General features: G+C 73.2%; 31 protein-coding genes, 1 tRNA gene and 1 riboswitch. Of the genes, 11 read left to right on the top strand and 21 right to left on the bottom strand.

From position 1 onward, the window contains the following. Positions 1-80: 80 nt before the first annotated feature. The gene (locus Q8W71_RS04555; protein ID WP_305524146.1) at positions 81-1,409 is read left to right on the top strand and encodes an APC family permease; all 1,329 of its coding nucleotides are present in this window, start codon (positions 81-83) and stop codon (positions 1,407-1,409) included. 16 nt (positions 1,410-1,425) lie between these two features. Here Q8W71_RS04555 and Q8W71_RS04550 read toward each other — a convergent pair whose 3' ends face one another. Continuing rightward, on the bottom strand, positions 1,426-2,070 hold the full coding sequence (locus tag Q8W71_RS04550; protein WP_305524269.1) for an SAM-dependent methyltransferase: 645 nt from the start codon (positions 2,068-2,070) through the stop codon (positions 1,426-1,428). A gap of 313 nt (positions 2,071-2,383) precedes the next feature. Between Q8W71_RS04550 and Q8W71_RS04545 the strand changes: the two genes are divergently transcribed. After that, positions 2,384-2,815 carry a GNAT family N-acetyltransferase gene (locus Q8W71_RS04545; protein ID WP_305524268.1) on the top strand — a complete coding sequence of 144 codons (432 nt, stop codon included), beginning with the start codon at positions 2,384-2,386 and terminating at the stop codon, positions 2,813-2,815. 42 nt (positions 2,816-2,857) lie between these two features. Here the strand turns inward: Q8W71_RS04545 and Q8W71_RS04540 are convergent, their stop codons facing one another. From Q8W71_RS04540 to Q8W71_RS04520, 5 genes are all read right to left on the bottom strand, one after another. Next, positions 2,858-2,989 carry a hypothetical protein gene (locus tag Q8W71_RS04540; RefSeq protein ID WP_305524145.1) on the bottom strand — a complete coding sequence of 44 codons (132 nt, stop codon included), beginning with the start codon at positions 2,987-2,989 and terminating at the stop codon, positions 2,858-2,860. 283 nt (positions 2,990-3,272) lie between these two features. Next, complete coding sequence (locus Q8W71_RS04535) at positions 3,273-3,536, bottom strand: hypothetical protein (protein ID WP_305524144.1); 264 nt, start codon at positions 3,534-3,536, stop codon at positions 3,273-3,275. An 8-nt stretch (positions 3,537-3,544) separates the two neighbouring features. Next, a complete protein-coding gene (locus Q8W71_RS04530) occupies positions 3,545-3,721 on the bottom strand; it encodes a hypothetical protein (RefSeq protein ID WP_305524143.1) in 177 nt (58 codons plus the stop codon). Positions 3,722-3,781: 60 nt separating this feature from the next. Further along, positions 3,782-4,039, bottom strand: coding sequence for a hypothetical protein (locus Q8W71_RS04525; protein ID WP_305524142.1), 258 nt, complete (start codon positions 4,037-4,039; stop codon positions 3,782-3,784). A 149-nt stretch (positions 4,040-4,188) separates the two neighbouring features. After that, a tRNA-Glu gene (locus tag Q8W71_RS04520) sits at positions 4,189-4,264 on the bottom strand. Positions 4,265-4,354: 90 nt separating this feature from the next. Between Q8W71_RS04520 and Q8W71_RS04515 the strand changes: the two genes are divergently transcribed. Together Q8W71_RS04515 and rpoH are read left to right on the top strand one after the other, a co-directional pair. Next, positions 4,355-5,350: an RluA family pseudouridine synthase gene (locus Q8W71_RS04515; protein ID WP_305524141.1), complete on the top strand. Its 996-nt coding sequence runs from the start codon at positions 4,355-4,357 to the stop codon at positions 5,348-5,350. Positions 5,351-5,589: 239 nt separating this feature from the next. Beyond that, on the top strand, positions 5,590-6,480 hold the full coding sequence (gene rpoH, locus Q8W71_RS04510; RefSeq protein ID WP_305524140.1) for an RNA polymerase sigma factor RpoH: 891 nt from the start codon (positions 5,590-5,592) through the stop codon (positions 6,478-6,480). A 19-nt stretch (positions 6,481-6,499) separates the two neighbouring features. Here rpoH and Q8W71_RS04505 read toward each other — a convergent pair whose 3' ends face one another. The 12 genes from Q8W71_RS04505 to Q8W71_RS04450 all read right to left on the bottom strand — a co-directional run bounded on the left by Q8W71_RS04505 (position 6,500) and on the right by Q8W71_RS04450 (position 16,644). Beyond that, positions 6,500-7,978: a histidine kinase gene (locus tag Q8W71_RS04505; RefSeq protein ID WP_305524139.1), complete on the bottom strand. Its 1,479-nt coding sequence runs from the start codon at positions 7,976-7,978 to the stop codon at positions 6,500-6,502. Positions 7,979-8,227: 249 nt separating this feature from the next. Continuing rightward, positions 8,228-9,520 carry an adenylosuccinate synthase gene (locus Q8W71_RS04500; RefSeq protein WP_305524138.1) on the bottom strand — a complete coding sequence of 431 codons (1,293 nt, stop codon included), beginning with the start codon at positions 9,518-9,520 and terminating at the stop codon, positions 8,228-8,230. 198 nt (positions 9,521-9,718) lie between these two features. Next, positions 9,719-10,063 (bottom strand): hypothetical protein, encoded by a 345-nt coding sequence (locus tag Q8W71_RS04495; RefSeq protein WP_305524137.1) that lies wholly within the window; start codon positions 10,061-10,063, stop codon positions 9,719-9,721. Positions 10,064-10,150: 87 nt separating this feature from the next. Continuing rightward, on the bottom strand, positions 10,151-11,008 hold the full coding sequence (locus Q8W71_RS04490; protein ID WP_305524136.1) for a D-amino-acid transaminase: 858 nt from the start codon (positions 11,006-11,008) through the stop codon (positions 10,151-10,153). A gap of 73 nt (positions 11,009-11,081) precedes the next feature. After that, on the bottom strand, positions 11,082-11,471 hold the full coding sequence (locus Q8W71_RS04485; RefSeq protein WP_305524135.1) for a helix-turn-helix domain-containing protein: 390 nt from the start codon (positions 11,469-11,471) through the stop codon (positions 11,082-11,084). After that, complete coding sequence (locus Q8W71_RS04480; RefSeq protein ID WP_305524134.1) at positions 11,453-11,722, bottom strand: BrnT family toxin; 270 nt, start codon at positions 11,720-11,722, stop codon at positions 11,453-11,455. The genes Q8W71_RS04485 and Q8W71_RS04480 overlap by 19 nt, the downstream gene beginning before the upstream one ends. Before the next feature lie 91 nt (positions 11,723-11,813). After that, entirely contained in the window at positions 11,814-13,121 is a 1,308-nt protein-coding gene (gene purB / locus Q8W71_RS04475) for an adenylosuccinate lyase (RefSeq protein ID WP_305524133.1), read from the bottom strand. 103 nt (positions 13,122-13,224) lie between these two features. After that, positions 13,225-13,971 (bottom strand): arginyltransferase, encoded by a 747-nt coding sequence (locus Q8W71_RS04470; RefSeq protein WP_305524132.1) that lies wholly within the window; start codon positions 13,969-13,971, stop codon positions 13,225-13,227. Between the two features lie 135 nt (positions 13,972-14,106). Continuing rightward, positions 14,107-14,595 (bottom strand): RDD family protein, encoded by a 489-nt coding sequence (locus tag Q8W71_RS04465; RefSeq protein ID WP_305524131.1) that lies wholly within the window; start codon positions 14,593-14,595, stop codon positions 14,107-14,109. Positions 14,596-14,678: 83 nt separating this feature from the next. Further along, entirely contained in the window at positions 14,679-15,308 is a 630-nt protein-coding gene (gene upp, locus Q8W71_RS04460; RefSeq protein ID WP_305524130.1) for a uracil phosphoribosyltransferase, read from the bottom strand. A gap of 137 nt (positions 15,309-15,445) precedes the next feature. Continuing rightward, entirely contained in the window at positions 15,446-15,922 is a 477-nt protein-coding gene (locus tag Q8W71_RS04455; protein WP_305524129.1) for a DUF2852 domain-containing protein, read from the bottom strand. 92 nt (positions 15,923-16,014) lie between these two features. Continuing rightward, positions 16,015-16,644, bottom strand: coding sequence for a TetR/AcrR family transcriptional regulator (locus tag Q8W71_RS04450; protein WP_305524128.1), 630 nt, complete (start codon positions 16,642-16,644; stop codon positions 16,015-16,017). A 176-nt stretch (positions 16,645-16,820) separates the two neighbouring features. On the opposite strand from Q8W71_RS04450, the gene Q8W71_RS04445 reads away from it, so the two are divergent. The 3 genes from Q8W71_RS04445 (at position 16,821) to Q8W71_RS04435 (ending at position 18,847) form a co-directional block, all read left to right on the top strand. Further along, positions 16,821-17,123: a hypothetical protein gene (locus Q8W71_RS04445; RefSeq protein ID WP_305524127.1), complete on the top strand. Its 303-nt coding sequence runs from the start codon at positions 16,821-16,823 to the stop codon at positions 17,121-17,123. A gap of 100 nt (positions 17,124-17,223) precedes the next feature. Next, complete coding sequence (locus Q8W71_RS04440; protein WP_305524126.1) at positions 17,224-17,619, top strand: thioredoxin family protein; 396 nt, start codon at positions 17,224-17,226, stop codon at positions 17,617-17,619. Between the two features lie 79 nt (positions 17,620-17,698). Next, a complete protein-coding gene (locus Q8W71_RS04435) occupies positions 17,699-18,847 on the top strand; it encodes a glycosyltransferase family 2 protein (protein WP_305524125.1) in 1,149 nt (382 codons plus the stop codon). A gap of 6 nt (positions 18,848-18,853) precedes the next feature. On the opposite strand, the gene Q8W71_RS04430 is transcribed toward Q8W71_RS04435, so the two are convergent. Together Q8W71_RS04430 and thiC are read right to left on the bottom strand one after the other, a co-directional pair. Then, the gene (locus Q8W71_RS04430) at positions 18,854-19,171 is read right to left on the bottom strand and encodes a flagellar protein FlaG (protein ID WP_305524124.1); all 318 of its coding nucleotides are present in this window, start codon (positions 19,169-19,171) and stop codon (positions 18,854-18,856) included. Positions 19,172-19,400: 229 nt separating this feature from the next. Then, positions 19,401-21,302, bottom strand: a complete 1,902-nt coding sequence (gene thiC, locus Q8W71_RS04425) for a phosphomethylpyrimidine synthase ThiC (RefSeq protein WP_305524123.1) — start codon at positions 21,300-21,302, stop codon at positions 19,401-19,403. 66 nt (positions 21,303-21,368) lie between these two features. Continuing rightward, positions 21,369-21,475: riboswitch (TPP riboswitch) on the bottom strand. A 130-nt stretch (positions 21,476-21,605) separates the two neighbouring features. Here thiC and Q8W71_RS04420 point away from each other — a divergent pair. The 3 genes from Q8W71_RS04420 (at position 21,606) to Q8W71_RS04410 (ending at position 24,354) form a co-directional block, all read left to right on the top strand. Then, positions 21,606-22,424 carry an alpha/beta hydrolase gene (locus Q8W71_RS04420; protein ID WP_305524122.1) on the top strand — a complete coding sequence of 273 codons (819 nt, stop codon included), beginning with the start codon at positions 21,606-21,608 and terminating at the stop codon, positions 22,422-22,424. 99 nt (positions 22,425-22,523) lie between these two features. Next, positions 22,524-22,898: an HNH endonuclease family protein gene (locus Q8W71_RS04415; protein ID WP_305524121.1), complete on the top strand. Its 375-nt coding sequence runs from the start codon at positions 22,524-22,526 to the stop codon at positions 22,896-22,898. A gap of 349 nt (positions 22,899-23,247) precedes the next feature. Further along, positions 23,248-24,354 carry an acyltransferase family protein gene (locus Q8W71_RS04410; protein WP_305524120.1) on the top strand — a complete coding sequence of 369 codons (1,107 nt, stop codon included), beginning with the start codon at positions 23,248-23,250 and terminating at the stop codon, positions 24,352-24,354. Positions 24,355-24,367: 13 nt separating this feature from the next. Here the strand turns inward: Q8W71_RS04410 and Q8W71_RS04405 are convergent, their stop codons facing one another. Next, positions 24,368-24,613 (bottom strand): pilus assembly protein PilZ, encoded by a 246-nt coding sequence (locus tag Q8W71_RS04405; protein ID WP_305524119.1) that lies wholly within the window; start codon positions 24,611-24,613, stop codon positions 24,368-24,370. A 293-nt stretch (positions 24,614-24,906) separates the two neighbouring features. Here Q8W71_RS04405 and Q8W71_RS04400 point away from each other — a divergent pair, with 293 nt between their 5' ends. Then, a complete protein-coding gene (locus Q8W71_RS04400) occupies positions 24,907-25,293 on the top strand; it encodes an ATP-dependent helicase (RefSeq protein WP_305524118.1) in 387 nt (128 codons plus the stop codon). Positions 25,294-25,376: the final 83 nt, after the last annotated feature.

Below are 25,376 nucleotides of genomic sequence, written 5' to 3'. Positions count from 1 at the left end.
GCATGCGGGGATTCCGCTGGCTCTGACAGACCGGTCCCGATTGAAAGCGCCCGGAGCGCCGATCGCGGCGGGCGGGCGGCATGACCGGCGCTCCGGGAGGCGACGGCGCGCCGGGCGTCTCGACCCGGGCGGCCACCGCCATCGTCGTGGCCGACATGATCGGCGTCGGCGTCTTCACCAGCCTCGGGTTCCAGGTCGCGGGCATCCCGTCCGGCTTCGCGCTGCTTCTGCTGTGGTTCGTCGGCGGCGTCGTCGCCCTGTGCGGGGCGCTCTGCTACGCCGAGCTGGCCACGCTGTTCCCGCGCTCGGGCGGCGAGTACAATCTGCTCACCCGGCTGTACGGTCCGGCCGTCGGGTTCATGGCGGGCTGGATCTCCGCCACCGTCGGCTTCGCCGCGCCCGTGGCGCTCGCGGCGATGGCGTTCGGGCAGTACGCGCAGTCCGTCCTGCCCGGGGCGCCGCCGCTGCCGCTGGGCCTCGCGGCCATCTGGATCGTCACGGCGGTCCACCTGCGCGGGGGGCGCCACGGCAGCCGGTTCCAGGTCGGGTTCACGGCCCTGAAGCTCGCGCTGATCGCCGCCTTCATCGTGGCGGGCTTCGCCCGGGGCGGCGCCCCCGCGATCGGCTTCGCGCCGGAGGCGTCCGACCCGGCGCGGATCTTCAGCGCCGCCTTCGCGGTGAGCCTCGTGTTCGTGATGTACGCCTACGCGGGCTGGAACGCGGCCACCTACATCGTCGGCGAGCTGGCCGATCCGCCCCGCAGCCTGCCCCGGGCGCTCCTCATGGGCACGGGGCTCGTGGTCGTCCTGTCCATCGCGCTGAACGCGGTGTTCCTGTACACGACGCCGCTCGCCGACCTCGCCGGGCAGATCGACGTCGCCCTGATCAGCGGCCGCCACGTCTTCGGCGAGGCGGGCGGGCGCCTCGTCGGCGCGCTGATCTGCGCCGGCCTGATCCCGACGATCAGCGCGATGACCTGGATCGGCCCGCGGGTGGCGGTGGCGATGGGCGAGGACACCCCGCTCCTGCGCCCGCTCGCGCGCCGCGCGCGGAGCGGCGCCCCCGTGCCGGCGCTCCTGCTCCAGGGGGCGGTCGCCAGCCTCCTGCTCCTGACGCAAAGCTTCGAGGCGGTGCTGGACTTCATCCAGTTCAGCCTCCTCCTCTGCTCGTTCCTGACCGTGCTCGGGCTGATCCGGCTGCGCCTGACCCGGCCGGACCTGCCGCGGCCCTACCGGGCCTGGGGCTACCCGCTCACGCCGCTGATCTTCCTCGCCGTGACCCTGTTCATGCTGGTCCACCTCGTGGCCGTCCGCCCCGTCCAGTCGCTCGCCGGCCTCGTGCTGATGCTGGCCGGCCTGCTGCTCTACGCCCTCGCCCGGGCGCGCGGCGCGGCGGCGCCCCCGCGATAGGACGCGCCCCGACCGGTCACCGGGCAGCGGCGCGCGTCGCCCGCAGCACGTCCAGGCGGTACTCGGCGGTGCGCGCCTGCGTCAGCACCCGCGCGAAGCCGCGGGCGCCGGTGATGAAGCCCTCGGCGGCCTCGTCGCCGGACAGCGGGTAGTGCGTGACGCCGAGCCAGTGGACCAGGACGATGTCCGCCTCGGGCAGCACCGCGCCCTCGACCCGCGCGACGAGGCGGGCGAGGTCGGCGCGATCGAGGTAGTAGGCCACCTCCGAGATCACGATCAGGTCGAACCGGCCGTCGGGCCACGCGCCGGGCACGGCGGCGAGCAGGAAGCGCGCGTTCGGGCAATCGGCGCACCGGGCGCGCGCGGCCTCCAGCACCGAAGGCACCACGTCGAGCCCGATCAGCGCGTCGCACCGGGGGCAGAGCTGACGGGTGAACACGCCGATGGAGCATCCCACATCGAGGGCCGAGGCGTAGTGATCCCGCGGCAGGGCGGCGAGGGTGGCCGCGTACTTGTCGCGCTCGTAGGCGCTCGACGCGAAGCGCCAGGGATCGCTCTCGTGGGCGTACATGCCCGCGAAGTAGTCGGTGTCGAGGGACTTCGCCCGCCGCCCGCTCGGGGTCTCGGCCGGCGCGCCGGACCCGGCGTCCGCCCCCCGCATCCCGAGGAGCGCCCCCGCCGCTGCGCCGCTGCCCGCTCGGAGCAGGCGGCGGCGCGAGGGTCGCTGGCTGTCGCGCACGATCGGTCCCCACGCATCCGGAGAAGCACAGGGGCAACCGGCCCTCACCGGGCCGGTTCCGGCATGCTCCGGTCCGCCGGCCCCGCGCCCGGCGCGGCCGGCTGACTCCGGGCGCACGCCATGCGGTCGCCATCGCCGGAATCGATCCGGAGCGCGTCGACGCCCGCACGGCTACCATCCGCGCGGCCGGGGTCGATCTGCCGCCCGGCGCCAGCGGAAGGGCTATGCCGTGACCATGCTGTTCGAGATCTCCGACCGGGCGGATGCCGCCGATGCCGCCGCCGTCGCCGACGGATTGCTGCGCTTCAACGAGAGCGAACTCGGGCCGTCGGGCATGCGGGCGCTGACCATCCTTGTGCGCGGCCCCGAGACAGAGGTCGGGGCCGGTCTGATCGGGCGGACCGCGTTCGGCTGGCTGTTCATCGAGAAGGTCTGGGTGGGCGAGACCTTGCGCGGACGGGGCGTGGGCCGGGCACTCGTGGACCGCGCCGAGACCGAGGCGCGCGCCCGGGGCTGTACCGACGCGTGGCTGGACACGTTCAACCCGCAGGCCCACGACCTCTACCGGCGGCTGGGCTACGAGCCGTTCGGGCAGATCGAGCGCTACGTGGGGGAGCGCACGCGGTTCTTCCTCCGCAAGGTGCTGCGAGAGGACCGACGGCCCTGACGTTCCGTGGTCGGGCCCACTTCACCCCACAACGCGCGCCTCTCACACGAAGTGCGCCGGCAGCGCCGCGACGCGCGCGCACTCGACCAGGGCGAGCGCGAGGCCCGACAACAGGGCGGTGGCGATGACCCGGTCCATCGCGGTCATGCCCTTGGTGATCATCGTGGTGGCCATCGTGCGTTCCCTCGCCCGTGCGGCCGCCGCTCGGCCGTCATGGGCGACCGTATGGTTAAGCTCGGTTTCGCGCGGATTGCGTCGCGTGTTGCGTCGGGTCGTCCGCGTCGGCCGGGCCCCCAACGGAGAGCGGCGCGGCTCTCGCCCCGCCGCTGATCCGTCGGATCCCTGGCGTCACAGGCCCAGCAGCACGTTGGCCGAGCCGATCGCAGTCACCGCGAGGCCGCCCGCGAAGACGGCGATCATCGCGTAGGAGAGGCTTTTCAGCATCACGGCGCTCGCCTCAGCAGCGGTTCCCGCCCGCGGTCTGGCCGTACTGCTGGACCGGGAAGTTCTGCTGGCGGGCGTTGCCCTCGGCGGCCGAGCTCATCGGGCAGGTGACCGGGTTGCGGTCGTAGAGCCCCAGGGGAGCGTCGAACGAGCCGGTGGTCTCGACATCGTAGGGGCCGTAGCCCGTCCAGGCGGGACCGGTGAAGGCCATGGCGGACGAGATCGGAGCGACGCCAAGGACGAGAGCGGTGACGACGGCGGCGATACGGGTCTTCATGGTCTGGTTCAGGCTCCTTTCCGCAGTACAGACCGGGTGTTCCGGCTTATTTCCTCCTGCGTGACCTTGATATGGGGATGGATTTCTCGCCACGACGTGCCCTTGCGCACGCGACGTCCTGGATTAAACTGGGTGAAGGCGTCGCCGCGATCTGGTGCGGTCAGGCCGCCTTCGATCGCTTCCATCTTCAGCCGGCAGGGCGACGATGCGGATGATGGGGGTGGTGACGCCGGTCGCGATCTCGCTCACCGGCGATCGATCCGCCGCAGATGGCACACCTTCACCCGGCTGCCGCGGCCATCGGCGCGCCAAGCACAGCCGCTTCGGGGCGGGGTCCGATCGTAGAGGTGGATGACGGCCCGGCGCTTACGGGTGAAGGTCTGATGCGAGAAGTCGTGCCCGCCGATATGGACGCCGCGGCCGAAGCGGACCTCGGCCTGCGCCGGAGGAGCGAGGGCCAGCGACAGGATGATGATCGAGAGGGTCGGGCCGACGAAGCGCATGGGTGTGTCCTGGGTCCCGGGCGGCCGGAAGCGACCCCGCCATCATAGCCTGGGCGCCGTGACGACGACCGCCGCGGTCCCACAGCCGGCCGAGACGAAGGTCCCACCGACGCAAACACGCTGAACTGGCTTGAGATGATGGCGCCCGCTGGCGCTCCCAAGGGGAATCGAACCCCTGTTTTCGCCGTGAGAGGGCGACGTCCTAGACCGCTAGACGATGGGAGCTTTCCTGCGGCGCGGCGTTGCTATAGCCACGGGCCGACGGGGGCACAAGGGCCTCCGGCACGATTATCGGGCGGGGCGCGGGAATTCGGGGTGGCGGCTGAGGGACCCGAGGGCGTGCGCGCCGGGATCGTCGCCGACGGCGGCCGGCTCGACCGGGCGCTCGTCGCCCTGTTCCCGGACCTGTCCCGGGCGCGCCTGCAGGATCTGGTCCGGGCGGGCCACGTCCGGCGGGACGGCGCGGTGGTGCGCGATCCCGCCCTCAAGGTCGGCGCCGGCGCCCGGCTCGACCTCGACCTGCCGCCCGCCGCCGATCCCGTTCCCCTGGCCGAGGCGGCGGAGCTGGCGATCGCCTACGAGGACGACGACCTCGTGGTGGTCGACAAGCCGGCCGGCCTCGTCGTCCATCCGGCCCCGGGCCACGAAGGGGGCACCCTCGTCAACGCGCTGATCGCCCATTGCGGGGCGAGCCTGTCGGGGGTCGGCGGCGTGCGCCGCCCGGGGATCGTCCACCGCCTCGACAAGGACACGAGCGGCCTGATCGTGGTCGCCAAGAACGACGCCGCCCATCGCGGGCTGTCCGCGCAGTTCGCCGACCACGGCCGCACCGGGCCGCTGGTGCGCGCCTACAGCGCCCTGGTCTGGGGCCTGCCGCAGCCGCGCGCCGGCACGATCCGCGCGAGCCTCGCCCGCGCCCGCCACAACCGCGAGAAGATCGCCGTGGTGTCCGACGAGGCCGGCCGCCACGCGGTGACCCACTACGCCGTCGCAGAGGCATTTCCTGAGACCGCCCCGGAAGCGTCCCTCGTGCGCTGCCGCCTGGAGACCGGGCGCACGCACCAGATCCGCGTCCACCTCGCCCATCGCGGCCACCCGCTGCTCGGAGACGCCGTCTACGGCGCGGCCTTCCGCACCAAGGCGGCGCGGCTGCCGGAGCCGGCCAGGGCGGCGCTCGCCGCCCTCGGGCGGCAGGCGCTCCACGCCGAACTGCTGGGCTTCAGCCACCCGCGGACCGGGGAGACGCTGCGCTTCGAGAGCCCGCTGCCCCCCGAGATGGCGAACCTGCTGGCGGCGCTGCGGGTCGCCTGAATCAGGCCACAGTGCGTGGGTCGGGGCGTGCGAAAGGGCACCGCGGGGCGCGGCACATCGTGCCAGGGTCAAACCCGATGCGCGGATCGCGCGTTGGTGACGACGTTCGGTGTCCCCGACGCTATCGGCGCAGCCGGGCAGTCCATTATGACATGGGTGTCCGGGAGGGTCGGCTCAAGAGCGGCCCGCTCGCTCGACGCGTCCGCCCGTCAGGGGGACCTTTGGTTTAGGAGAATGCCATGGCCAGTGCGCTGCCCGTGCTCGCCAACGAAGGCGGGCTCTCGCGCTACCTCGACGAGATCCGCAAGTTTCCGATGCTGGAGCCGACCGAGGAGTTCACCCTCGCCAAGTCCTGGCGGGACGCGGGCGACCGCGAGGCCGCCCACCGCCTCGTGACCTCGCACCTGCGGCTCGTGGCCAAGATCGCCATGGGCTACCGCGGCTACGGCCTGCCGATCGGCGAGGTCGTGTCGGAGGGCAATGTCGGCCTGATGCAGGCGGTCAAGCGCTTCGACCCGGACAAGGGCTTCCGGCTCGCCACCTACGCGATGTGGTGGATCAAGGCGGCGATCCAGGAATACATCCTGCGCTCGTGGTCGCTCGTGAAGATGGGCACCACCGCCAACCAGAAGAAGCTGTTCTTCAACCTGCGCAAGGCCAAGGGCCGGATCTCGGCGCTCGACGAGGGCGACCTCAAGCCGGATCAGGTCGCGCAGATCGCCACCCGCCTCGGCGTGCCCGAGCAGGACGTGGTCGACATGAACCGGCGCCTGTCCGGCGACACTTCGCTCAACGCGCCGCTGCGCGAGGAGGGCGAGGGCGAGTGGCAGGACTGGCTGGTCGACAATTCCCCGAGTCAGGAGACGGTGCTGGCCCGTGAGGAGGAGGGGCAGAACCGCCTCTCGGCCCTGCGCGACGCGCTCGGCGTCCTCAACCCGCGGGAACGGCGCATCTTCGAGGCGCGGCGGCTCGCCGAGGACCCGATCACCCTGGAGGATCTGTCCGGCGAGTTCGGCGTCTCGCGCGAGCGCGTCCGGCAGATCGAGGTGCGGGCCTTCGAGAAGGTTCAGGAGGCGGTCAAGCGCAACATCGCCACCCGCGAGCTGCCGCGGGCGAGCGCCGGCGCCTGAGGGCCCCGGCGCGGCGCGCTCAGCGCCACGCGTCGAAGGCGCTCTGGAGCACCTGCGTGCCGGATGTGCCCTTCTCGAACACGAGCACGGCGCGCTTTCCGGAGGCGTAGCGCACCGCGATCTCGAACCACGGGCGGCGCAGCAGCAGGTCGGTGTTGCGCTCCACGTCGCTCGGCAGCGACGACAGGCCGATCAAGAACAGGTTCTCGCGCACCCGCACCGGCAGGCCGGAGACCGGCGAGCCGCGGCCGTTCTCCTCGTCCTTGGCCTGGAGCAGGCCGACATCCTGCACCACCCGGGACGCGCCCTCGGGGCCGGACTGGCTGAAGGCGAGGCTCACGGTGTGCGAGGCCGGCAGCGTGGCGTCGAGGTTGCGCTGGATCTTCATCACCAGCGTCAGGCCGGCCTCCGGATAGGTCACGGTCGCCGCCACCACGGTCTGGAGCGGCTGGCCCTGCTCGCCGTTGACCGCGTCGAGGCGCCACGTCACCCGGCCCGGGGTGGTGGTCGGCTGCGTGCTGTCGCTGCTGGTCGATTCCTCCAGCAGCACGGCGCGCTGGGCCACCGCGATGCCCGGCTGCGCGGCGTCGGTTCGCGGCGGGGGCGGGGCGGTCTGGCGCGGGGCCGCGGCGGGGGCCGCATCGCCGCCGACCCGGTCGTTGAACTTCGCGTCGCCGTTGTCGGACTGCTGCGTCCCCGCCGTCTCGGCGCCGACCGGGGGAAGGGCCTGCGGCCTGTCGCGCAGCAGGAACGCCACCACGGCGATGGCGCCGATCACCGCCGCGAGCGCCACCCCGACGACCCCGTTGCGCAGCATCCGCGAGCGCCCCGCCCGCGGGGGCACGACCGCGATACGCGGCCGCTGGCGGCCGTTGCCGGACTCCGCGGGCACGGTCTCGGCCGCGGTCTCGGCGGGTTCGGCGGGCTCCGGCTCCCCGGTCTCGGGGGCGGACGGGGCGGCGGCCGACCGGGGCCGGCGCGGCGCGATGGCGATCGCCGCCTCGCGGGGCTCCGGTTCCGGCGCGGGCGAGGCCGGGATGAAGACGGGCGCTGCGGCGGCCGGCAGCGCGGGGCCGACCGGCTCGGAGGGCTGAGCCCCGGGGGCGGGCGGCTCGGGCGGGGCCGGTTCCGGCAGGGACGGTTCGGAGACAGGCGGTGCCGGGACAGGCGTTGCGGAGACGGCCGGTCCGGCGGCGGGCGGTTCGGGCTCGGGCGGCTCGGGGACGGCCGGAGGCGGTGCCGCCGGATCCGCGGCGGGCGAAGCCGCGTCGTTGGCCGGGGCGGGCACGCCGCCGTGATCGACTTCGAGCCGGTCGATGGCGGCGTCGAGCGCCCGCCGCTCCAGGTCGATGTCGTCCTCCGACAGGGGCGGTTCGAGGGAGCGGAGCTGGCTGATCAGCGCGTTGCGCGCGCGGTCGTACACCGCCCGGCGCAGGGCGGGCGATCGGTCGGGCAGCGCGTCGAGGGCACGCGCCAGCAGCGGGTAGTAATCGGCCATTCTGCCCTGGTTCGCCCCGCCCGGACGCCAGCCGGCGCGCGGAGACCCCGCGCGCCGGTCGTGGTGCCGGAGGCGGCCGCGACGGTCGCGGCCCGTATCGGCCGCCCTTCTAACGCATTCTCGATCCTCGACATACCGGATCGGGCGTCGGGGCGACGATCGTCAACCGGATAAGTCGCCGCGCACGTCCCCGGGCGCGGCGCCGTCCCGGGGCCGGGGGTGGCTCCGGCGCACTCGATCCTGAGAGGCTCAGTCCTCGAAGGGGTTGTGCATCAGGATCGTGTCGTCGCGCTCCGGCGAGGTCGAGAGCAGCGCCACCGGCGCGCCGATCAGCTCCTCGATCCGGCGGACATACTTGATCGCTTGGGCCGGCAGGTCGGCCCAGGAGCGGGCGCCGGCGGTGGTTTCGGACCAGCCGGGGATCGTCTCGTAGATCGGCTCGACCTTGCCTTGAGCCGCCTGGCTCGCCGGCAGGTGGTCGATCGCCTGTCCGTCGAGGCGGTAGCCGGTGCAGATCCGGATCTCCTCGAAGCCGTCGAGGATGTCGAGCTTGGTGAGCGCGATGCCGTCGATGCCGGAGGTGCGCACGGTCTGGCGCACCAGCACCGCGTCGAACCAGCCGCAGCGGCGCTTGCGGCCGGTGTTGACGCCGAACTCCCGGCCGCGGCTGCCGATGGTTTCGCCGATGGCGTCGTGCAGCTCGGTCGGGAACGGGCCCTCGCCGACCCGGGTCGTGTAGGCCTTCGCGATGCCCAGCACGTAGCCGATGGCGCCCGGCCCGAGGCCGGAGCCGGTGGCCGCCTGGGCCGCGACGATGTTGGAGGAGGTGACGAACGGGTAGGTGCCGTGGTCCACGTCGAGGAGCGCGCCCTGCGCGCCCTCGAACAGGATGCGCTTGCCCGCCCGTCGCTCCTCGTCGAGCAGCGCCCAGACGGTGGTGGCGAAGGGCAGGATCTTCGGGGCGATGGCCTTGAGTTCGGCGAGCAGGGCGCCCGCGTCGACCTCGGCGATGCCCAGCCCCCGGCGCAGGGCGTTGTGGTGGGTCAGCACCCGCTCGATCTTGGCCGGCAGCGCGTCCGGGTCGGCGAGGTCGACGACGCGGATCGCCCGGCGGCCGACCTTGTCCTCGTAGGCCGGGCCGATGCCGCGCTTGGTGGTGCCGATCTTGAGGCCGGCATTGGCCGTCTCGCGGAAATGGTCGAGTTCCCGGTGCAGCGGCAGGATCAGGGTGGCGTTGTCGGCCACGCGCAGCGACTCGGGGGTCACCGAGACGCCCTGCGCCGTGATCCGCTCGATCTCGTCGACGAGGTGCCAGGGATCGACGACGACGCCGTTGCCGATCACCGACAGCTTGCCGCCGCGCACCACCCCGGAGGGCAGCAGCGCCAGCTTGTAGGTCACCCCGTCGATGACCAGCGTGTGGCCGGCGTTGTGGCCGCCCTGGAAGCGGACCACGATGTCGGCCTGCTCGGAGAGCCAGTCGACGATCTTGCCCTTGCCCTCGTCGCCCCACTGGGCGCCGACTACGACGACGTTGGCCATGCCTGCCTGCTCGCCCGCGACGGAATCCGGGTGGCGCCGCACGCGGGCGCGGGCGGCGCTCCGTGCGGCCGTTTCCGCGATCCGGCGGGGGAAATCAAGCAAGGCGCCGCCGACCCAGCCCCGCGCCCAGCCCCGCGGCGGCGGAACGCCCCGCGCGGGACGGGCGCGGCGCGCCGGGTCCGCGCGTTACGCGGCGCGCTACTTGGCTTCCGTGCCGGGCTGGCGGCCGGGCAGCTCGCCGGGCTTAATCACCGGCATCGTCCCCGACTGATCGGGCTTCACGACGGTGCCCGCGGCCGCGTCGGCGGGCGGCTTGATCACCCCGTCGTTCTTCTGGAGCTTGTCGCTGAGGGTCTGGTCCTGAGGCGGCGCGTCGGCGCTCGGGCGCACCCGGTCGGGGGGCGTCTGGGCGGCAGGTGGCAGGGCGGGGTCGCTGTCCTGCTTTCGGAGCGGCGCGTCGGGATTCTGCGCCTGCGCGGGCGTCTGGGCCGCCGTGGCGAGCAGGCCCGCCGCCAGCGCGGCGAGCAACGTGGTCTTCCGCATGGCGGGGCTCCCGGTTCGGTCACGAGGTCGGGGAGGAACAGACGGGGATGGAATCCGTTCCTGCCCGGCCCGGGCGGCGCGCCGGCCTCACGCGCCCCGGGCGACTTCGAGATAGAGCGCGCGCAGGCGCCGGCTCAGCGGGCCCGGGACACCGTCGCCCAGCCGGGTCCCGTCGATCTCCACCACCGGCATCACGAAGGACGAGGCGCTGGTGTAGAACGCTTCCTGCGCCTCCAGCGCCTCTGCCACGGTGAACAGCCGCTCCTCGACGCGCAGGTCGGCCTCGCCTGCCAGACGCAGCACGCTGGCGCGGGTGATGCCGGGCAGGAGCGCCGTCGAGAGCGGCCGGGTGATCAGGGTCCGGTCGCGGGTGACGATGAAGGCGGTGGACGACGAGCCCTCGGTCACCGCCCCGTCCTCGACCATCCAGGCCTCAGCGACGCCGGCCTCCACCGCCTGCTGCTTGGCGAGCACCTGGGCGAGCAGCGCCACCGACTTGATGTCCCGCCGCTTCCAGCGCAGGTCCTCGACGGTGATCACCCGGGCGCCGCTCTCGGCCAGCGGGTTGGCGACGATCTTCTTCGCCTGCGTGAACATCACCACCGTCGTCGGCGTGCCGGCCGGCGGGAAGCCGAAATCGCGCTCCATCACCCCGCGGGTCACCTGCATGTAGACCAGGCCCTCGACGAGCCCGTTGCGGGCGACGAGGTCGGCCTGGAGGCGCTCCCACGCGGCCGCATCGTGCGGGTTCGCGATGCCGATCTCGCCGAGCGAGCGGTCGAGGCGGGCGAGGTGGGCGGCGTTGTCGACGAGTTTCCCGTCGAGCACCGCCGAGACCTCGTAGATCCCGTCCGCGAACAGGAAGCCGCGGTCCATGACCGGCACGCGCGCCTGGTCGAGGGGGACGAACTCGCCGTTGAGATAGACGGTGCGGGATGCGCTCACGGGACTGCCTTCCGTTGTCGGGTCTGTGCGGTGTTCGCCCGCCGCCGGTGCGGGCTGGGCGGAACGGGCGACCTCATGCGCGCCTCCGGGCGACGCTCTGATCCTCCGGGGGCCGCGCGGACGGACGTCCGAGGATCCGCGCGGCATGGGCCGGGTCGGCCGCCACGAGCGCCAGCAGGGTCCGTGCCGCCGGATCGGGGAACGTGCGGCCCTGCTCCCAATTCCGGACCGTGCCGACCGGCACGCGCAGGAAGGCGGCGAACGCCTCCTGCGTCAGGTCGAGACGCGCGCGCAGCTCGCCGGCGGTGGGGATCGAGAGAACGGGGCCGGACGGCTCGGCGTCGGGATCGAAGCCATCCTCGCGCATGTAGCGGGCGATGTCCGCCTCCGTGGTCGCGGCAAGTTTCTCGCGGTCGACGGTGGACGGTCGCTCCAGCGCTTCCTTCAGGCTGATGCGAGCCATGCCGTGCGCTCCTTCCGGTTCGAGGGCCACGCGGTGATCACGTGCCGGACATCCCCTCGGTCGGTGTAGACCACCGTGTAGAAGATACCGTCGGCCTGACCGACCGCGATCATTCTGACTTCACCATAGTCGTGGCGCGTGTCCTGACGCTCGGTCACCCGGCCGCCGAAGATCGTGATCGCTTCGGCAAAGCCGAACCCCCGCTCAGCACGGACGTGCGCCTCTTTGGTGTTATCCCAGTCGAAATCCATTTCCGACCTACGCTTCAAGCGTAACGCCTCACGCCGTTCCGGGGCAAGCGCGGGCGGCCACGCACCCGCACTTCGGGCGGTGGCGTGCGCCTCACGCCCGGCCGAACACCCGCGTGAAAATCGTGTCGACGTGCTTGAAGTGGTAGCCGAGGTCGAAGCACGCCTCGATCTGCTCCGGCGTCAGCGCCCGGGTCACCTCGGCGTCGGCCTTGAGAAGGGCCAGGAAGTCGCCCTCGCCGCGCCAGACCGGCATCGCGTTGCGCTGGACCAGCCGGTAGGCGTCCTCGCGGGACAGGCCGGCCTGGGTGAGCGCCAGCAGTACCCGCTGCGAGTGGACGAGGCCGCCCAGCCGATCGAGGTTCTTCTGCATGGTGGCGGGGTAGACCAGCAGCTTGTCGATCACCCCGGTCATCCGGGCCAGCGCGAAGTCGAGGGTCACGGTGGCGTCGGGGCCGATCATCCGCTCCACCGACGAGTGCGAGATGTCGCGCTCGTGCCAGAGGGCGACGTTCTCCAGTGCCGGGACGACGTAGCCGCGCACCATCCGGGCGAGGCCGGTGACGTTCTCGGTGAGCACCGGGTTGCGCTTGTGCGGCATCGCGGAGGACCCCTTCTGGCCCTCCGAGAAGTACTCCTCCGCCTCCAGCACCTCGGTGCGCTGGAGGTGGCGGATCTCGATCGCCAGCCGCTCCAGCGAGGAGGCGACGACGCCGAGCGTCGCGAAGAACTGGGCGTGGCGGTCGCGGGGGATGACCTGGGTCGAGACCGGCTCGGGGCTCAGGCCCATCTTGCGCGCGACGTATTCCTCCACCCGCGGGTCGATGTTGGCGAAGGTGCCGACCGCCCCCGAGATCGCGCAGGTGGCGACCTCCTCGCGGGCCGCCACCAGCCGGGCGCGGTTGCGCGCGAACTCGGCGTGGGCCTGCGCCAGCTTGAGGCCGAAGGTGACGGGCTCGGCGTGGATGCCGTGCGAGCGCCCGATGGTCGGCGTGTGCTTGTGCTCGAACGCCCGGCGTTCGAGCGCGGCGAGCAGGGCGTCCACGTCGGCGATCAGGATGTCGGCGGCGCGCACGAGCTGCACGTTGAGGCAGGTGTCGAGCACGTCGGACGAGGTCATGCCCTGGTGGACGAACCGCGCCTCGGGCCCGACGATCTCGGCCAGATGCGTGAGGAAGGCGATGACGTCGTGCTTCGTCACCGCCTCGATCTCATCGATCCGGGCGACGTCGAACACCGCGTCGCGGCCCTTCTCCCAGACTTTGTCGGCGGCGGCCCGCGGAACGACCCCGATCTCGGCGAGCGCGGAGGTGGCGTGCGCCTCGATCTCGAACCAGATCCGGAAGCGCGACTCGGGCGACCAGATCGCCGTCATCGCGGGGCGGCTGTAGCGGGGGATCATCGGGGCCTCGGCGCGGTCCGGGAAACGTCCGCGGCCGGTAGCACGCGGCGGGCCGGCGGCTCAATCGGCGGGGGCCCGATCGGCGGGTGCCACCCCCGGCGGGTCACTCCGCCCGCACCCAGCCCTGGCCCATCAGGCGCTCCTGCGGCCGGAACCGGGCCTTGTAGTCCATCTTGCGCGAACCATCGACCCAGTAGCCGAGATAGAGGTAGGGCAGGCCCATGGCCCGCGCCCGGCGGATGTGGTCGAGGATCATGAAGGTGCCGGGCGAGCGGCCGGCCTCCTCGGGGTCGTAGAACGAGTAGACCATCGACAGCCCGTCCGAGAGCACGTCGGTCAGGCAGAAGGCCCGGGCCGGGCCGGCGCCGCGGCCGGTGATCGCCGTGTCGGGCCCGTGGCGGCGGTAGGCCACGAGGTGGGTGTCGACGTGGCTGTCCTCGACCATCATCGCGTAGTCGAGCACCGTCATGTCGATCATGCCGCCGTCACCGTGGCGGGCGTCGAGGTAGCGGCGGAACAGGGCGTACTGCTCGGAGGAGGGGCGGTTGGGCTCGGGCGCGCCGACGAGATCGTCGTTGCGGGTGAGGATCCGCCGCTGGCTCGCGCTGGGCTGGAAATCGTCGACCACGACCCGCACCGAGATGCAGGCCCGGCAGGTCTCGCAGGCCGGCCGGTAGGCGATGGTCTGCGAGCGGCGGAAGCCGCCCTGGGTCAGGATCTCGTTGAGGTCGCGGGCGCGGCGCCCGACGAGGTGGGTGAACACCTTCCGCTCCTCCTGGCCCTGGAGATAGGGGCAGGGCGAGGGGGCGGTGAGGTAGAATTGCGGGGTGTCGCGCGGGTGGCTCGTCACGCTCGGTCGGGACCCTGGCGGGCGGGGCTGGCCGCGCCTGCCGTCCAGTTTACAGCGGCGGGACGCCGGCTCAATGGGTCCCGCGGTCCCGGGCCCCGAAAAATCCCGGTTCGGTGACTGCGGGGGCCCGGCGCCTCAGCGGGCGTGCACCACGGCGAGGCCGAGCAGCAGGTCGTGCCCGAGGCGCCGGTCGGGGCGCATCAGCCCGAAGGCGATGTCGACGCACCACAGCAGGAAGGTCGAGATCGCCACGTAGAACAGCAGGGCGTGCACCGCGGCGGTGAGCACGTCGACGCGCCGGCCGCTCTCGGGAGCGACGACCCGCAGGCCGAGCATTCGCTGACCGAGCGTGCTCTGGCGGTTGCCGCCCACCGTGATCGCGCTGTAGAGGATGCCGCTCGCCGGCAGCACCGCGAACAGCGTCCAGCCGAGCCCGAAGGTGACGAGGCCGATCAGGGTGATCGCCAGCGTCAACAGGGCGGTGAAGCCGAGGATGAACACGATGTCGAGGAGGTAGGCCATCGTGCGGCCGCCGAGGCTCGCGCGCACGAACGGGATCGGCAGGCTGCTGGCGTAGCCCGGGGCGTAGGCGGGCTCGGCGTAGGTGGTGCGCGGGTCGGTCATGGCGACGCGTCCTGGAAAGGGGACCTGGAAGCGGGGCAACGCGGCGGAGATGGGCGTTCTGCCGTCGCACCGCAAGGCGGCTCTCAGCGGGTGCCGTACATCCGGTCGCCCGCGTCGCCGAGGCCCGGCACGATGTAGCCGTGGTCGTCGAGGTGGCTGTCGATCGCCGCGGTCCAGACCGGCACGTCGGGATGGGCCGCCCGCAGCCGTTCGAGCCCCTCCGGCGCCGCGAGCAGGCAGACGAAGCGCAGGTCGGCGCCGCCGCGGGCCTTCAACCGGTCGAGGGCGGCGACCGCCGAGTTCGCCGTGGCGAGCATCGGGTCGAGCACCAGCACGGTGCGGTCGGCGAGATCCGAGGGCGCCTTGAAGTAGTACTCCACCGCCTGAAGCGTCTCGGGGTCGCGGTAGAGCCCGACATGCGCCACCCGGGCCGAGGGCAGCAGCGACAGCATCCCGTCGAGGAAGCCGACGCCCGCGCGCAGGATCGGGGCGAGCACCAGCTTCTTGCCCTGGATCTGGCGGCCCTCCATCGCCTGGATCGGCGTCTCGATCGTCACCGGCTCCAGCGGCAGGTCGCGCGTCACCTCGTAGGCGAGCAGCGTGCCGATCTCGTTGAGGAGCTGGCGGAAACCCTTGGTCGAGCGGGTCTTGTCCCGCAGCAGGGTCAGCTTGTGCTGCACCAGCGGGTGATCGACCACCGTGACCGTCGCCATCGCCGCTGTCCCCGGATTCGCGCGAGGCCGACATGTGCCGGAGGCCGCGGGCCCGCGCAACGCGCCGGGAGAAACGGAGCGCAGGAAAATGGGCCCCCGGAGACCGGGAGCCCTCGACGCGACAGGTCCAAAAAAAATCAGGCGGTGCGGGGGCCCTCGGTGCCCTCGGCGCGGCGCTTGGCCATGAAGGCGTCGAACTGCTCGCGGTCCTTGGCCCGCTTCAGCTCCTCGACGAATTCGGCGAAGGCGCGGCTCTCCTCCTGGAGGGCGCGGCGCTGCGCTTCCAGGCGCTCCAGCTCGGCGCGGCGATACGCGTCGAAGGCCCAGTTGCCGCTGCCGCCGCGGTTGGCCGCCTCGAAGGCGCGGGCGAAGCGGGAGGCCGGCCGCGGGCCTTCGGTGCCGCCCTGCCAGCCGTCGAGGCCGCGCCGCGCCGTGTCGCGCAGAGCGTCGAAGGCCGGGTAGCCGGCGAACTTCCAGGCCAGGAGGCCGAGGCCGACCGGCCACCAGTAGATGAAGCCGAGGACGATCGCGCCGATCTCCAAGGAGCGGCGGGGGAACGGGCCGGAGCGGCAGGCCCTGCCGTTCGCCCAGGGAGAGGTGGAGGATGTGCTCACGGGTGGGCTCCGCTGTTCGCATGTGAACGGGGTTAACATGCGGGCGCCCCCGGAGGCTTTCAAGGGCCGTCCGGACCGCGCCGTCGCGGCGGCTACTCCCGCCGGGCGGCGCCGTGGACCAGGGCGAGCACGCCCGCCCGCAGCAACTCGTACTTGTCCGGCAGGCCGGGACCGCGGGGCAGGTGGCCGGCGGCCGAGAGTGTGGCGAGCCCGTGGGCCAGCGCCCAGACTTCGAGGGCGATGAAGCGCGGGGCGACGCCGCCGAACCCGTCCGCGAAGGTGGCTTGCAGCGCCTCGACGAGGAGATCGAACGGGCTCGGGCGAAGGGCCGGCGCCTCGGCCGACGCCTCCGCCGGGAGGCCGCGGGTCTCGAAGATCGCGGCGTAGTAGGCCGGCTCCTCCTCGGCGAAGGCGAGGTAGGCTTCGCCCATCCGGGTGAAGCGCTCGAGCGCCGTGCCGCGCGAGGTGAGCGCCCGGGCGAGCCGGGCGGCCAGCTCGTTGAAGCCGCGGCCGGCCAGTTCCTCCAGCAGGGCCTCGCGGCCGCGGAAATGCCGGTACAGGGCGGCCGGGGTGACGCCCACGACGCGCGCCGCGTCGACGAGCGTGAAGCCGCCGATGCCGCGCTCGGCGATGAACCGGCGCGCCGCCTCGATCAGCGCCTCTTTCAGGTTGCCGTGGTGGTAGCCGCGCCGGTCGCCCGGTCCATCCCGCCAGGGTCGCAAGACTCAGATCTCCCCCGCCCCACCGATTACGGGCGAGGGCGCCATTCGTTGCAGGTTCTCGGCCGGAACGTGTCCGGCGCCCGGCTTGACGGCGCCCGCCGCGGCGCAACAGTGTTGCATCGTGCGGGGCACCGACGCCCCGCGAGCGGAACGATCCGGCGGAGACGCGGTGCGGCATGGCCTTCGTGAGCCTCAAGGCGTGGCGGGCCCGCTCGGTCGAGCGGGCGTCGCTCTCGGCCCGGCTGAAGGCGGAACTGACCGCCGCGCTGGCCCTGGGCGAGGGCGACGCGCTCGCGGTCAACGAGATCGCCTGCGCCGATCCCGGCTGCCCGGACATGGAGACGATCGTGCTGGTGATGCGCGCGGGCGAGCCGACCCGGGCGTTGCGGGTGCGCCGCCCGATGGAGGGCGTGGATGCCGAGGCGATCGCGGCGCTCGCGGAGGAGGAGCGGGCCGGTCGCCCGACCGCGTCGCGGTGATGTGGGCCGGCCGCACGCCCGTGACGGCCCGGGTGGTGTAACCTCCCGGCACGGGCCGCCGAATCGTCCCGGGACAGAAGCGGTCCGAGGAATCGCCGGCATGAAGACGCGTCGCACCCTCCTCGCCCTGGCGCTCGCCGGGCTCGCCGCCGCCGCGGCCGTCCCCGCACGGGCGGGCGAGGTCGCGCCGTTCACGCCGGAGGCCTTCGAGGCCGCGCAGAAGGCCGGGCGGCCGATCCTGGTGGAGGTCAGCGCCCCCTGGTGCCCGATCTGCCGGACGCAGAAGCCTATCCTCGCCAAGCTCGCCGCCGAGCCGCGCTTCAAGGACCTCCTGATCCTCGACATCGACTTCGACAGCCAGAAGGCGCTGCTCCGCAGCCTGAACGTGCGGATGCAGAGCACGCTGATCGCCTTCAAGGGCGCGACCGAGACCGGCCGCTCGGTGGGCGAAACGCAGCCCGAGTGGATCGAGGGGCTGGTCGAGAAGACCCTGTGACCGATCGGCTTCCGTTCATCTGGGTCCCGCCATAACCCCGCGTGCCGGGCGCCCCGGCGCGACGGAGACTGCTTTCGCGATGACGAGCCTCACAGCCGACTGCCCGGTCGCGGTGATCGCGGTGCCGGTGCGCAACGAGGCCGAGCGGATCGCCGCCTGCCTGCGGGCGATCGGCGCGCAGGCCGGCCTGCCGCCGGGCGCCCTCGGCGTCGTCCTGTTCCTCAACAACTGCACCGACGGCACCGACCGGATCGTCGCGGACCTCGCGCCGACCCTGCCGGTGCCCGTGCGCGTGAGTGTCGAGGACTTTTCCGGCGCGCACGCGGGCTGGGCCCGCCGCCGGGCGATGGATGCGGCGGCCGCGTGGCTGGGGGAGGGGAACGGCGCGATCCTGTCCACCGACGCCGACAGCCGCGTGCCGCCGGACTGGGTCGCCCGCAACCGCGCCGCCCTCGCAGCCGGCGCCGACGCGGTGGCGGGGCGGGTCGAGCTGGACGAAGCCGAGGGCCGGCTGCTGCCGGACGCGCTCCACGCCCGTGGACGGCTGGAGGACACCTACGACGCGCTGATCACCGAGGCCGAGGCGCGGATCGACCCGGACCCGCACGATCCCTGGCCCTGCCACCGCACCACGATCGGCGCGACGCTGGCGGTGACCCGCGCGGCCTATCTCCAGGTGGGGGGCATGCCCGAGATCCCGCTGGGCGAGGACGGGGCGTTCATCGCCCGGCTGATCGCCCACGGCCTGCGGGTGCGCCACGCCCCCGACGTGTGCGTGACGATCTCGGCCCGGCTTACCGGGCGGGCCCCGGGGGGCGTCGCCGACACGATCCGCTCGCGCTGTGAGGAGCCCGACGCCCTGTGCGACGCCCGGATGGAGCTTTTTCATCGCTGCGTGCGGCGCTACCTGTGGCGCGCCCGGTTCCGCCGCCTGCACGGCGCGGGCGTCCTCCAGCGCGACCTCGCCTGGGCGCGGCGCCTCGCCATCCCCGAGGCCGAGGCGCGCCGGATCGCGGCCCTCCCGCTCGGCCACGCCATCTCCGAGGCCGAGCGCGCGAGCCCGCGCCTCGCCTATCGGCCGATCGGCCCGCGCCAGCTCCCGGGACAGATCCGGGTCGCCCGGGCCGGCCTCGTCGCGATCCGCGCCGCCGCCCGGCTACTCGTCCAGCGCGTCCCGGCCCGGGTGGCCGGGCCGGTGCCGGGCGTCGCGGGGAGCGAGCCGGCCTGAGCCCCGTCAGGCGACCCGCGACAGGCCGGCGGATTCCGAGCGCTGCGCCCGGGCGCTGTCGTAGGCGCGGTTGCGCAGGGCCGTCTCGCTGGGGAGCTGCTCGACCACGTCCCCGGAGGCGGAATCGACCACCTGGAACACCATGGTGCTGGTATCGGCGTCGCGGGTGAAGCGTCCCGCGCGGGCGTCCGCGCCGATCTCGACCTTCACCGGCGGGTCGAGGGCGTTGGAGGTCGGGGGCTCGGACGTCCGCGCCGGCGGTGCGGCGGTGGCACCGATGGCATCGAGGCCCTGCGGGCCGGCGGCCAGACTGCGGATTTCCATGAGCCGATTCCTGCGATCCTGTGATCGTAGGATTTCGCCGGCCGCGCCCTTAAGCGGACCCTAACGGGGGACGCTTGTGCACCGGCGGGTCGTGCAACTCCTGGATCTGAGATGAAGATCCGGTCAACGCGGTGTGCGCAATCCGCGGAATGCCCGAACGGCAACCTCACGATCTCGCCCGCCCGCGCGACCGTTCCGCGCGGGCGGGCATCTCATCGAAGGCCCGGTGCTACTCCGCCGCGTCGACGTAGAGCTTGCCGCCCTCGGCCAGGAACTCGCGCGACTTCTCGCGCATCCCGGCCTCGGCCTCGGCCGGCGACAGGGCGGGGGCCGCGCCGATCACCTGACCCGCCTGCTCCATCGCCAGTACCTCGGCGCGCAGGTCCTGCGTGATCTTCATCGAGCAGAACTTCGGGCCGCACATCGAGCAGAAATGGGCGACCTTGTGCGCGTCCTTGGGCAGGGTCTCGTCGTGGTAGCTGCGCGCCGTGTCGGGATCGAGCGAGAGGTTGAACTGGTCCTCCCAGCGGAAGTCGAACCGGGCGCGGCTGAGGGCGTCGTCGCGCAACTGCGCGGCCGGGTGGCCCTTGGCGAGGTCGGCGGCGTGGGCGGCGATCTTGTAGGTGATGACGCCGGTCTTCACGTCGTCCCGGTCGGGGAGCCCCAGGTGCTCCTTGGGCGTGACGTAGCAGAGCATGGCGCAACCGAACCAGCCGATCATCGCCGCGCCGATGCCCGAGGTGATGTGGTCGTAGCCGGGCGCCACGTCCGTGGTCAGCGGGCCGAGCGTGTAGAACGGCGCCTCGCCGCACTCGCGGAGCTGCTTCTCCATGTTGACCTTGACCTTGTGCATCGGCACGTGGCCGGGGCCCTCGATCATGGTCTGGCAGCCCTTGTCCCAGGCGATCTTGGTCAGCTCGCCCAGCGTCTCCAGCTCGGCGAACTGCGCCGCGTCGTTGGCGTCGGCGATCGAGCCGGGGCGCAGGCCGTCACCGAGGGAGAACGACACGTCGTAGGCCCGCATGATGTCGCAGATCTCGTCGAACCGCTCGTAGAGGAACGATTCCCGGTGCCCGGCGAGGCACCAGCGCGCCATGATCGAGCCGCCGCGCGAGACGATGCCGGTGACGCGTCGCGCCGTGAGCGGCACGTGCGCCAGCCGCACGCCGGCGTGGATCGTGAAGTAGTCGACGCCCTGCTCGGCCTGCTCGATGAGCGTGTCCTTGAACACCTCCCAGTCGAGCTTGAGCGGGTCGCCGCCGACCTTCTCCAGCGCCTGGTAGATCGGCACCGTGCCGATCGGGACGGGGCTGTTGCGGATGATCCACGAGCGGATGTTGTGGATGTTGCGGCCGGTCGAGAGGTCCATCACCGTGTCCGCGCCCCAGCGGATCGACCAGACCAGCTTCTCGACCTCCTCCGCCGCCGAGGAGGTGACGGCCGAGTTGCCGATGTTGGCGTTGATCTTGACCAGGAAGTTCCGGCCGATCGCCATCGGCTCCAGCTCGGTGTGGTTGATGTTGGCCGGGATGATCGCCCGGCCGCGCGCCACCTCGTCGCGCACGAATTCCGGGGTGATGAACGCCGGCACCGACGCGCCGAAACTCTCGCCGTCGGCGAGCGCGGCCTCGGCCCGCTCCAGCACCGCCTCGCGGCAGGCGTTCTCGCGGTGGGCGACGTAGATCATCTCCTCGGTGATGATCCCGGCGCGGGCGAACTCGTACTGGGTGACCTTCTGGCCCGGCGCGGCCTTGCGGATCACCCGCTCGGCGGGGCAGGCGGCCACCAGCTTGTCGCCGGCGAAGCCGTTGTCCTCGGGCTTGACCGCCCGCGGCTCGACGGCCGCGTAGCCGCGCGCGGCGATCCACGGCTCGCGCACGCCGGGCAGGCCGGCGCTGAGGTCGATCCGCGCGTCGGTCTCGGTGTAGGGGCCCGACGGGTCGTAGATCCGCACCGGCGCCTCGTTCGGGTCGGTCAGCGCGATCTCGCGATAGGGCACGCGGATGTCGTCGCGCCCGGCCACGGACGCGTAGACCTTGCGCGAGCCGGTGACCGGACCCGTGGTCACGGTCTCGGGACCTCCGGAGAAGTCCTTCGCCTTCACGGTCTTGGGCAGCACGGGCACGTTCATCGGGAGCCTCTCCTGGCGCTGGAGCGGTCCGGATACGCTGCGGACGATGAGATGAGAGCCGGCCGTCAGGCCGTCGGTTCCCGTCCCTCCGCCGGTACGAACCGGATCAGGTTCAAGGGTCAGGGCCTCCGGCCCAATCTCAGCCCCCGCGCGGGGCCCCCCTCGGAATGATTCGAGACTTCACGCCGGCGCGGGCTTTGTCAACGTGTTGCCGGGCGCCGATCGCTCGGGCATCGGGACTCTGTCTCCCGGTCCCGTCGTCCCACCCCGGCCGTCCGGCCCCGGTCCCCCACGGAAATCCGCATGCGCGTCCTGGCCGTCCTCGCCGTCCTGGCGCTCGCGCTCTACGCCCTCGCGCTGGTGGGGCTGGCGCTCGGCCAGCGCCGGCTGATCTACCCGGGCGCCTACCGGCCGCCGCCCCCGCACGCGGTGCCGCCGGGCGTCGCGGTCGTGACGGTGGCGACCCCGGACGGGGAGCGGCTGCACGGGCTCTGGCACCCGCCGCGCCCGGGCTGCGGCGTGGTGGTGACCTTCCACGGCAACGGGGCGCGGCCCGAGCCGCACGCGGCCCGCTTCTCCCAAGGGCCGTGGCGGGCGGCGGGCTGGGGCGTGCTGGCGGTGGCCTATCGCGGCTATCCGGGCTCGACCGGAGCCCCGAGCGAGGACGGGCTGATCCGCGACGGGCTGGCGGCCGCCGCCGAGGTCGCGGCGCGGGCGCCCGGCGCGCCGGTGCTGCTGCACGGCCACTCCCTCGGCGCGGCGGTGGCGGTCGCGGTGGCCGAGCGGGTCCCGCATCGCGGGCTCTACCTCGAAGCGCCGTTCGATTCCCTGGTCAACGCCGTGCGGGTGCACTTTCCGTACGTCCCGACGCTGCTCCTGCGGGACACCTTCCGCTCCGACCGGCGGGTGGCCGGCGGCACCGCGCCGGTGCTGATCGTGCAGGGCGAGGCCGACCGCATCGTGCCGGCCGAACTCGCCCGGCGGCTCGAAGCGGCGATCGGCCCCCGGGCGCGGCTCGACCTGATCCCCGGCGACCACGTCTCGATCCTCGGCGCCCGGGACGCCGAGGCGGCGGCCCTGTTCCGCACCGCCTGCGCCGACGCGGCCGTCGTGCCGGGCTGACGTCCACCCCCGCGACGCCGTCGCCCCTGCCGCCGGGTCCGGGTGCGTCCTACCTCTTGGCCCGAGGGCCGAGCGGTCGGCCGATGGAGGTTGGGCGGCTTGGTCGGACGGCGGTCCCGGCGCTGGCACGACGACGACCCGGACACGCACGGGCCGGCGGCGAAGCCGCTCCCCGTCTGCCCGCTCTGCGAGCGTCCGATCCCTGGGCACGCCCGCTCCAGCCTGCACCACCTGACCCCGCGGCTGAAGGGCGGCACCCACCGCGGCACCGTGCGCCTGCACCAGATCTGCCACTCGGCCATCCACGCCCGCTACAGCGAGGCCGAGATCGCCCGCCGCCTCGCCGACGTGGACGCGCTCCGCGCCGACCCCGAGATCGCCGGCTTCCTCGCCTGGGTCCGGGGCAAGCCGGACGACTTCCACGCCCCGACCCGCATGACCCGCGACCGGCGGGCGTCCAAGCGGCGGGATTAGGCGGCTAGTGTCGAGCGGCTGCGAGATCGGCCGTGCCCGGGCGAAAAGCCATCGCATAGGCCTGTACGACGCGATCGTGCGATGGCTTTTCTGGACAAAGCATGACACGGTGCCCGCTCGGCGGTATCGCCAGCGAGGGTTGGGTGAAGCGCGACCATCTCGTGCACGCGGTGCGCGAGCGCCTCGTCCGCCCGACTCCACCGCACGATCGGCCGTAGGACGGGACACCCCACCTCGGAACGGGCACCCGGTTTCACGGCCCGTTCATCACGATTGCGGATCGACGGCCCGACCGACACCTTCCTCAACCGCGGCGCCCTAAGGTCCCCCCGTGGCGACGGGGGCGGGCATGGCGGGCGGGGACGAAGCGGACGGGCGGCGCGCCTGGGTCGACATCGCCAAGGGCACCTGCATCCTGCTCGTGGTGATGATGCACGCGGTGCTCGGCACCGGCGAGGCGATGGGCGGCGAGGGGTTCCTGCACCCGGTGGTGGCCTTCGCCAAGCCGTTCCGCATCCCCGACTTCTTCCTCCTGTCCGGGCTGTTCGTCGGCCGGGTGATCGACCGCGACTGGCGGCTGTTCGCGGACCGGCGGGTGGCCCACTTCGCCTACTTCTACCTGCTGTGGCTGCTGATCCTGTCGGCGGCCAAGTACGGCCGGATCGTCGACGGGGCTGGGCCGGAGGCGTTCCTCGCCCACCTTGCGCACGCCCTGGTCGAGCCGTACTCGACCCTGTGGTTCATCTACCTGCTCGCCGTGTTCTCGGTGGTCACCAAGCTGCTGCGCCGCGTGCCGGGGCCGGCGCTGCTGGCCGGCGCCGCCCTGCTGCAACTCGCCGACATCCGCTCCGACTCGACCCTCGTCGAGGAGTTCTGCGCCCGCTACGTCTACTTCGTCGGCGGCTACCTGCTCGCCCGCCACATCTTCGCGCTGGCCGATCGCGTGCGGGCGCGCGCCGGTCTCGCGCTGATCGGCCTCGCGCTCTGGGCCGTCGCGGAGGGCTGGCTCGCGCTGACGCCCTCCGCCTTCGCCGGCTACCCGACGCTCGCGAGCCTGCCCGGGGTGAGCCTCGTGCTGGGCGCCGCCGGGGCGCTGGCGATCGTGTCCGGGGCGGCGCTGCTCGACCGGGCGGGCGGGCCGGTCGCCGAGGCGCTGCGGTACTGCGGGCAGCGCTCGATCGTGATCTACCTCGCCTTCACCCTGCCGATGGCCGCGACGCGCGAGGCGCTGGTCCGCTCGGGGCTCATCGCGGATGTCGGCCTCGTGAGCCTCGCCGTCATCACCGTCGCGGTGCTCGTGCCGCTCGCCCTGGAGCGGCTGGTGCGCGGCACGCCGCTCGCCGCCCTGTTCGTGCGGCCGCGCGCCCTCCACCTCGCGGCCCCGCCGCCGCGCCGCGCGTCCCGGCCATCCTGGGGGACGGGTCCCCGAAGCCCGGCGGTCGAGCCCGGCGCCTGACCCGGCCGGCGCCTCAGCCCAGGAAGGTCAGGCCGAGGCGCCGGCCCCGGCGCCACGCGACCGCGACCGGCCGCGCGGGCGCGTCCACGGTCAGCCGCAGGTCGAACCGGTCCGGCACCCGGTCCGGATCCGCGACCTCGATCTGCGCTCCGGATTCCGTCGCGTCCCAGACGAGGCACTCGATCTCCGGGCCGATGCCGGTGACCGCGCCGAAGGTGAAGGCGTTGCGCCGGAACGCGCCGCGGCGATCGTCGAGCATCGGGAGGCCCCCCTGGCCGCAATCCGGCGCGGGCGCAGGGTGTCGCCCGATCCGATGGACAGTGCAGGCGGCGGGTTAAGAGTCCGATGACGGCTATGGCGGCCGGATGATCAGTTCGGTGGGCGCCGGAATCCGCAGGCTGCGCGGGGCGCGGCGCCGATCGCCGCGCTCCGGATTGGCCTCGCCGGAGAGACCGGGCTTCTGGTGCGGGGCCGCCACCGGCTATAGGCGGGCGGGAAACGATCGGCGGGCGCGCCGCCTCGGCACCGGCCGGGCGCGCGGGGAGGACCGGGATGAGTCAGGCGTCGGCGCAGGAACTCCTGCTGCTCAGCGCGTTGCAGGAGTGCCGGATCCGGCTCGACGACGCGCGCACCGGCGCGGCGGATTACGAGGCGAACCGCGACGCCCTCGCCGCGGCGCGGGCGCGCGTGCGGGCGCTGGAGGAGGAACTGGCCCGCGAGCGCGAGCGCACCGAGGCGGTGCGGATCGTGCTGCGCGCGCTCACCGCGAGCCTCGGCCGGTTCGGCCTGCGCCGCCGCGACTTCCTGGCCCGGATCGCCGGGGCCGGGCGCGACACGCCGCAATCCGGACCGCAATCGGCCCGCCATCCCGTGCTCCTGGCCGAGTCGCGGCACGTGCTCGGGCGCGAGGCGGACGCGGCGGACGACCCCGCGGTCTGACCGCGTCCGGCCGCGGCCCTGCGTGGTCCCCCTGCACGAAAAAGCATCGCGACGCCAAGGCGTTGTGTCGGGTTCCGCGGCCC

Origin of the sequence: Methylobacterium amylolyticum, from assembly GCF_030700245.1 — a bacterium.
Lineage (GTDB): Bacteria > Pseudomonadota > Alphaproteobacteria > Rhizobiales > Beijerinckiaceae > Methylobacterium.
Note: the sequence above shows the minus strand (reverse complement) of the source record. Positions and strands in the feature narration are given on the sequence as shown.

What these genes read in the sequence shown, in the direction of transcription:
- Q8W71_RS04400 (WP_305524118.1), top strand. Translation starts at nt 24,907, where the DNA reads ATGAGTCAGGCGTCGGCGCAGGAACTCCTGCTGCTCAGCGCGTTGCAG.
- Q8W71_RS04435 (WP_305524125.1), top strand. Translation starts at nt 17,699, where the DNA reads ATGACGAGCCTCACAGCCGACTGCCCGGTCGCGGTGATCGCGGTGCCG.
- rpoH (WP_305524140.1), top strand. Translation starts at nt 5,590, where the DNA reads ATGGCCAGTGCGCTGCCCGTGCTCGCCAACGAAGGCGGGCTCTCGCGC.
- Q8W71_RS04540 (WP_305524145.1), bottom strand. Translation starts at nt 2,989, where the DNA reads ATGGCCACCACGATGATCACCAAGGGCATGACCGCGATGGACCGGGTC.
- Q8W71_RS04485 (WP_305524135.1), bottom strand. Translation starts at nt 11,471, where the DNA reads ATGGCTCGCATCAGCCTGAAGGAAGCGCTGGAGCGACCGTCCACCGTC.
- Q8W71_RS04500 (WP_305524138.1), bottom strand. Translation starts at nt 9,520, where the DNA reads ATGGCCAACGTCGTCGTAGTCGGCGCCCAGTGGGGCGACGAGGGCAAG.
- Q8W71_RS04535 (WP_305524144.1), bottom strand. Translation starts at nt 3,536, where the DNA reads ATGAAGACCCGTATCGCCGCCGTCGTCACCGCTCTCGTCCTTGGCGTC.
- Q8W71_RS04440 (WP_305524126.1), top strand. Translation starts at nt 17,224, where the DNA reads ATGAAGACGCGTCGCACCCTCCTCGCCCTGGCGCTCGCCGGGCTCGCC.
- Q8W71_RS04410 (WP_305524120.1), top strand. Translation starts at nt 23,248, where the DNA reads ATGGCGGGCGGGGACGAAGCGGACGGGCGGCGCGCCTGGGTCGACATC.
- Q8W71_RS04555 (WP_305524146.1), top strand. Translation starts at nt 81, where the DNA reads ATGACCGGCGCTCCGGGAGGCGACGGCGCGCCGGGCGTCTCGACCCGG.
- Q8W71_RS04495 (WP_305524137.1), bottom strand. Translation starts at nt 10,063, where the DNA reads ATGCGGAAGACCACGTTGCTCGCCGCGCTGGCGGCGGGCCTGCTCGCC.
- Q8W71_RS04550 (WP_305524269.1), bottom strand. Translation starts at nt 2,070, where the DNA reads ATGCGGGGGGCGGACGCCGGGTCCGGCGCGCCGGCCGAGACCCCGAGC.
- Q8W71_RS04445 (WP_305524127.1), top strand. Translation starts at nt 16,821, where the DNA reads ATGGCCTTCGTGAGCCTCAAGGCGTGGCGGGCCCGCTCGGTCGAGCGG.
- thiC (WP_305524123.1), bottom strand. Translation starts at nt 21,302, where the DNA reads ATGAACGTGCCCGTGCTGCCCAAGACCGTGAAGGCGAAGGACTTCTCC.
- Q8W71_RS04530 (WP_305524143.1), bottom strand. Translation starts at nt 3,721, where the DNA reads ATGGAAGCGATCGAAGGCGGCCTGACCGCACCAGATCGCGGCGACGCC.
- Q8W71_RS04525 (WP_305524142.1), bottom strand. Translation starts at nt 4,039, where the DNA reads ATGCGCTTCGTCGGCCCGACCCTCTCGATCATCATCCTGTCGCTGGCC.
- Q8W71_RS04505 (WP_305524139.1), bottom strand. Translation starts at nt 7,978, where the DNA reads ATGGCCGATTACTACCCGCTGCTGGCGCGTGCCCTCGACGCGCTGCCC.
- Q8W71_RS04465 (WP_305524131.1), bottom strand. Translation starts at nt 14,595, where the DNA reads ATGACCGACCCGCGCACCACCTACGCCGAGCCCGCCTACGCCCCGGGC.
- purB (WP_305524133.1), bottom strand. Translation starts at nt 13,121, where the DNA reads ATGATCCCCCGCTACAGCCGCCCCGCGATGACGGCGATCTGGTCGCCC.
- Q8W71_RS04405 (WP_305524119.1), bottom strand. Translation starts at nt 24,613, where the DNA reads ATGCTCGACGATCGCCGCGGCGCGTTCCGGCGCAACGCCTTCACCTTC.
- Q8W71_RS04430 (WP_305524124.1), bottom strand. Translation starts at nt 19,171, where the DNA reads ATGGAAATCCGCAGTCTGGCCGCCGGCCCGCAGGGCCTCGATGCCATC.
- Q8W71_RS04545 (WP_305524268.1), top strand. Translation starts at nt 2,384, where the DNA reads ATGCTGTTCGAGATCTCCGACCGGGCGGATGCCGCCGATGCCGCCGCC.
- Q8W71_RS04420 (WP_305524122.1), top strand. Translation starts at nt 21,606, where the DNA reads ATGCGCGTCCTGGCCGTCCTCGCCGTCCTGGCGCTCGCGCTCTACGCC.
- upp (WP_305524130.1), bottom strand. Translation starts at nt 15,308, where the DNA reads ATGGCGACGGTCACGGTGGTCGATCACCCGCTGGTGCAGCACAAGCTG.
- Q8W71_RS04480 (WP_305524134.1), bottom strand. Translation starts at nt 11,722, where the DNA reads ATGGATTTCGACTGGGATAACACCAAAGAGGCGCACGTCCGTGCTGAG.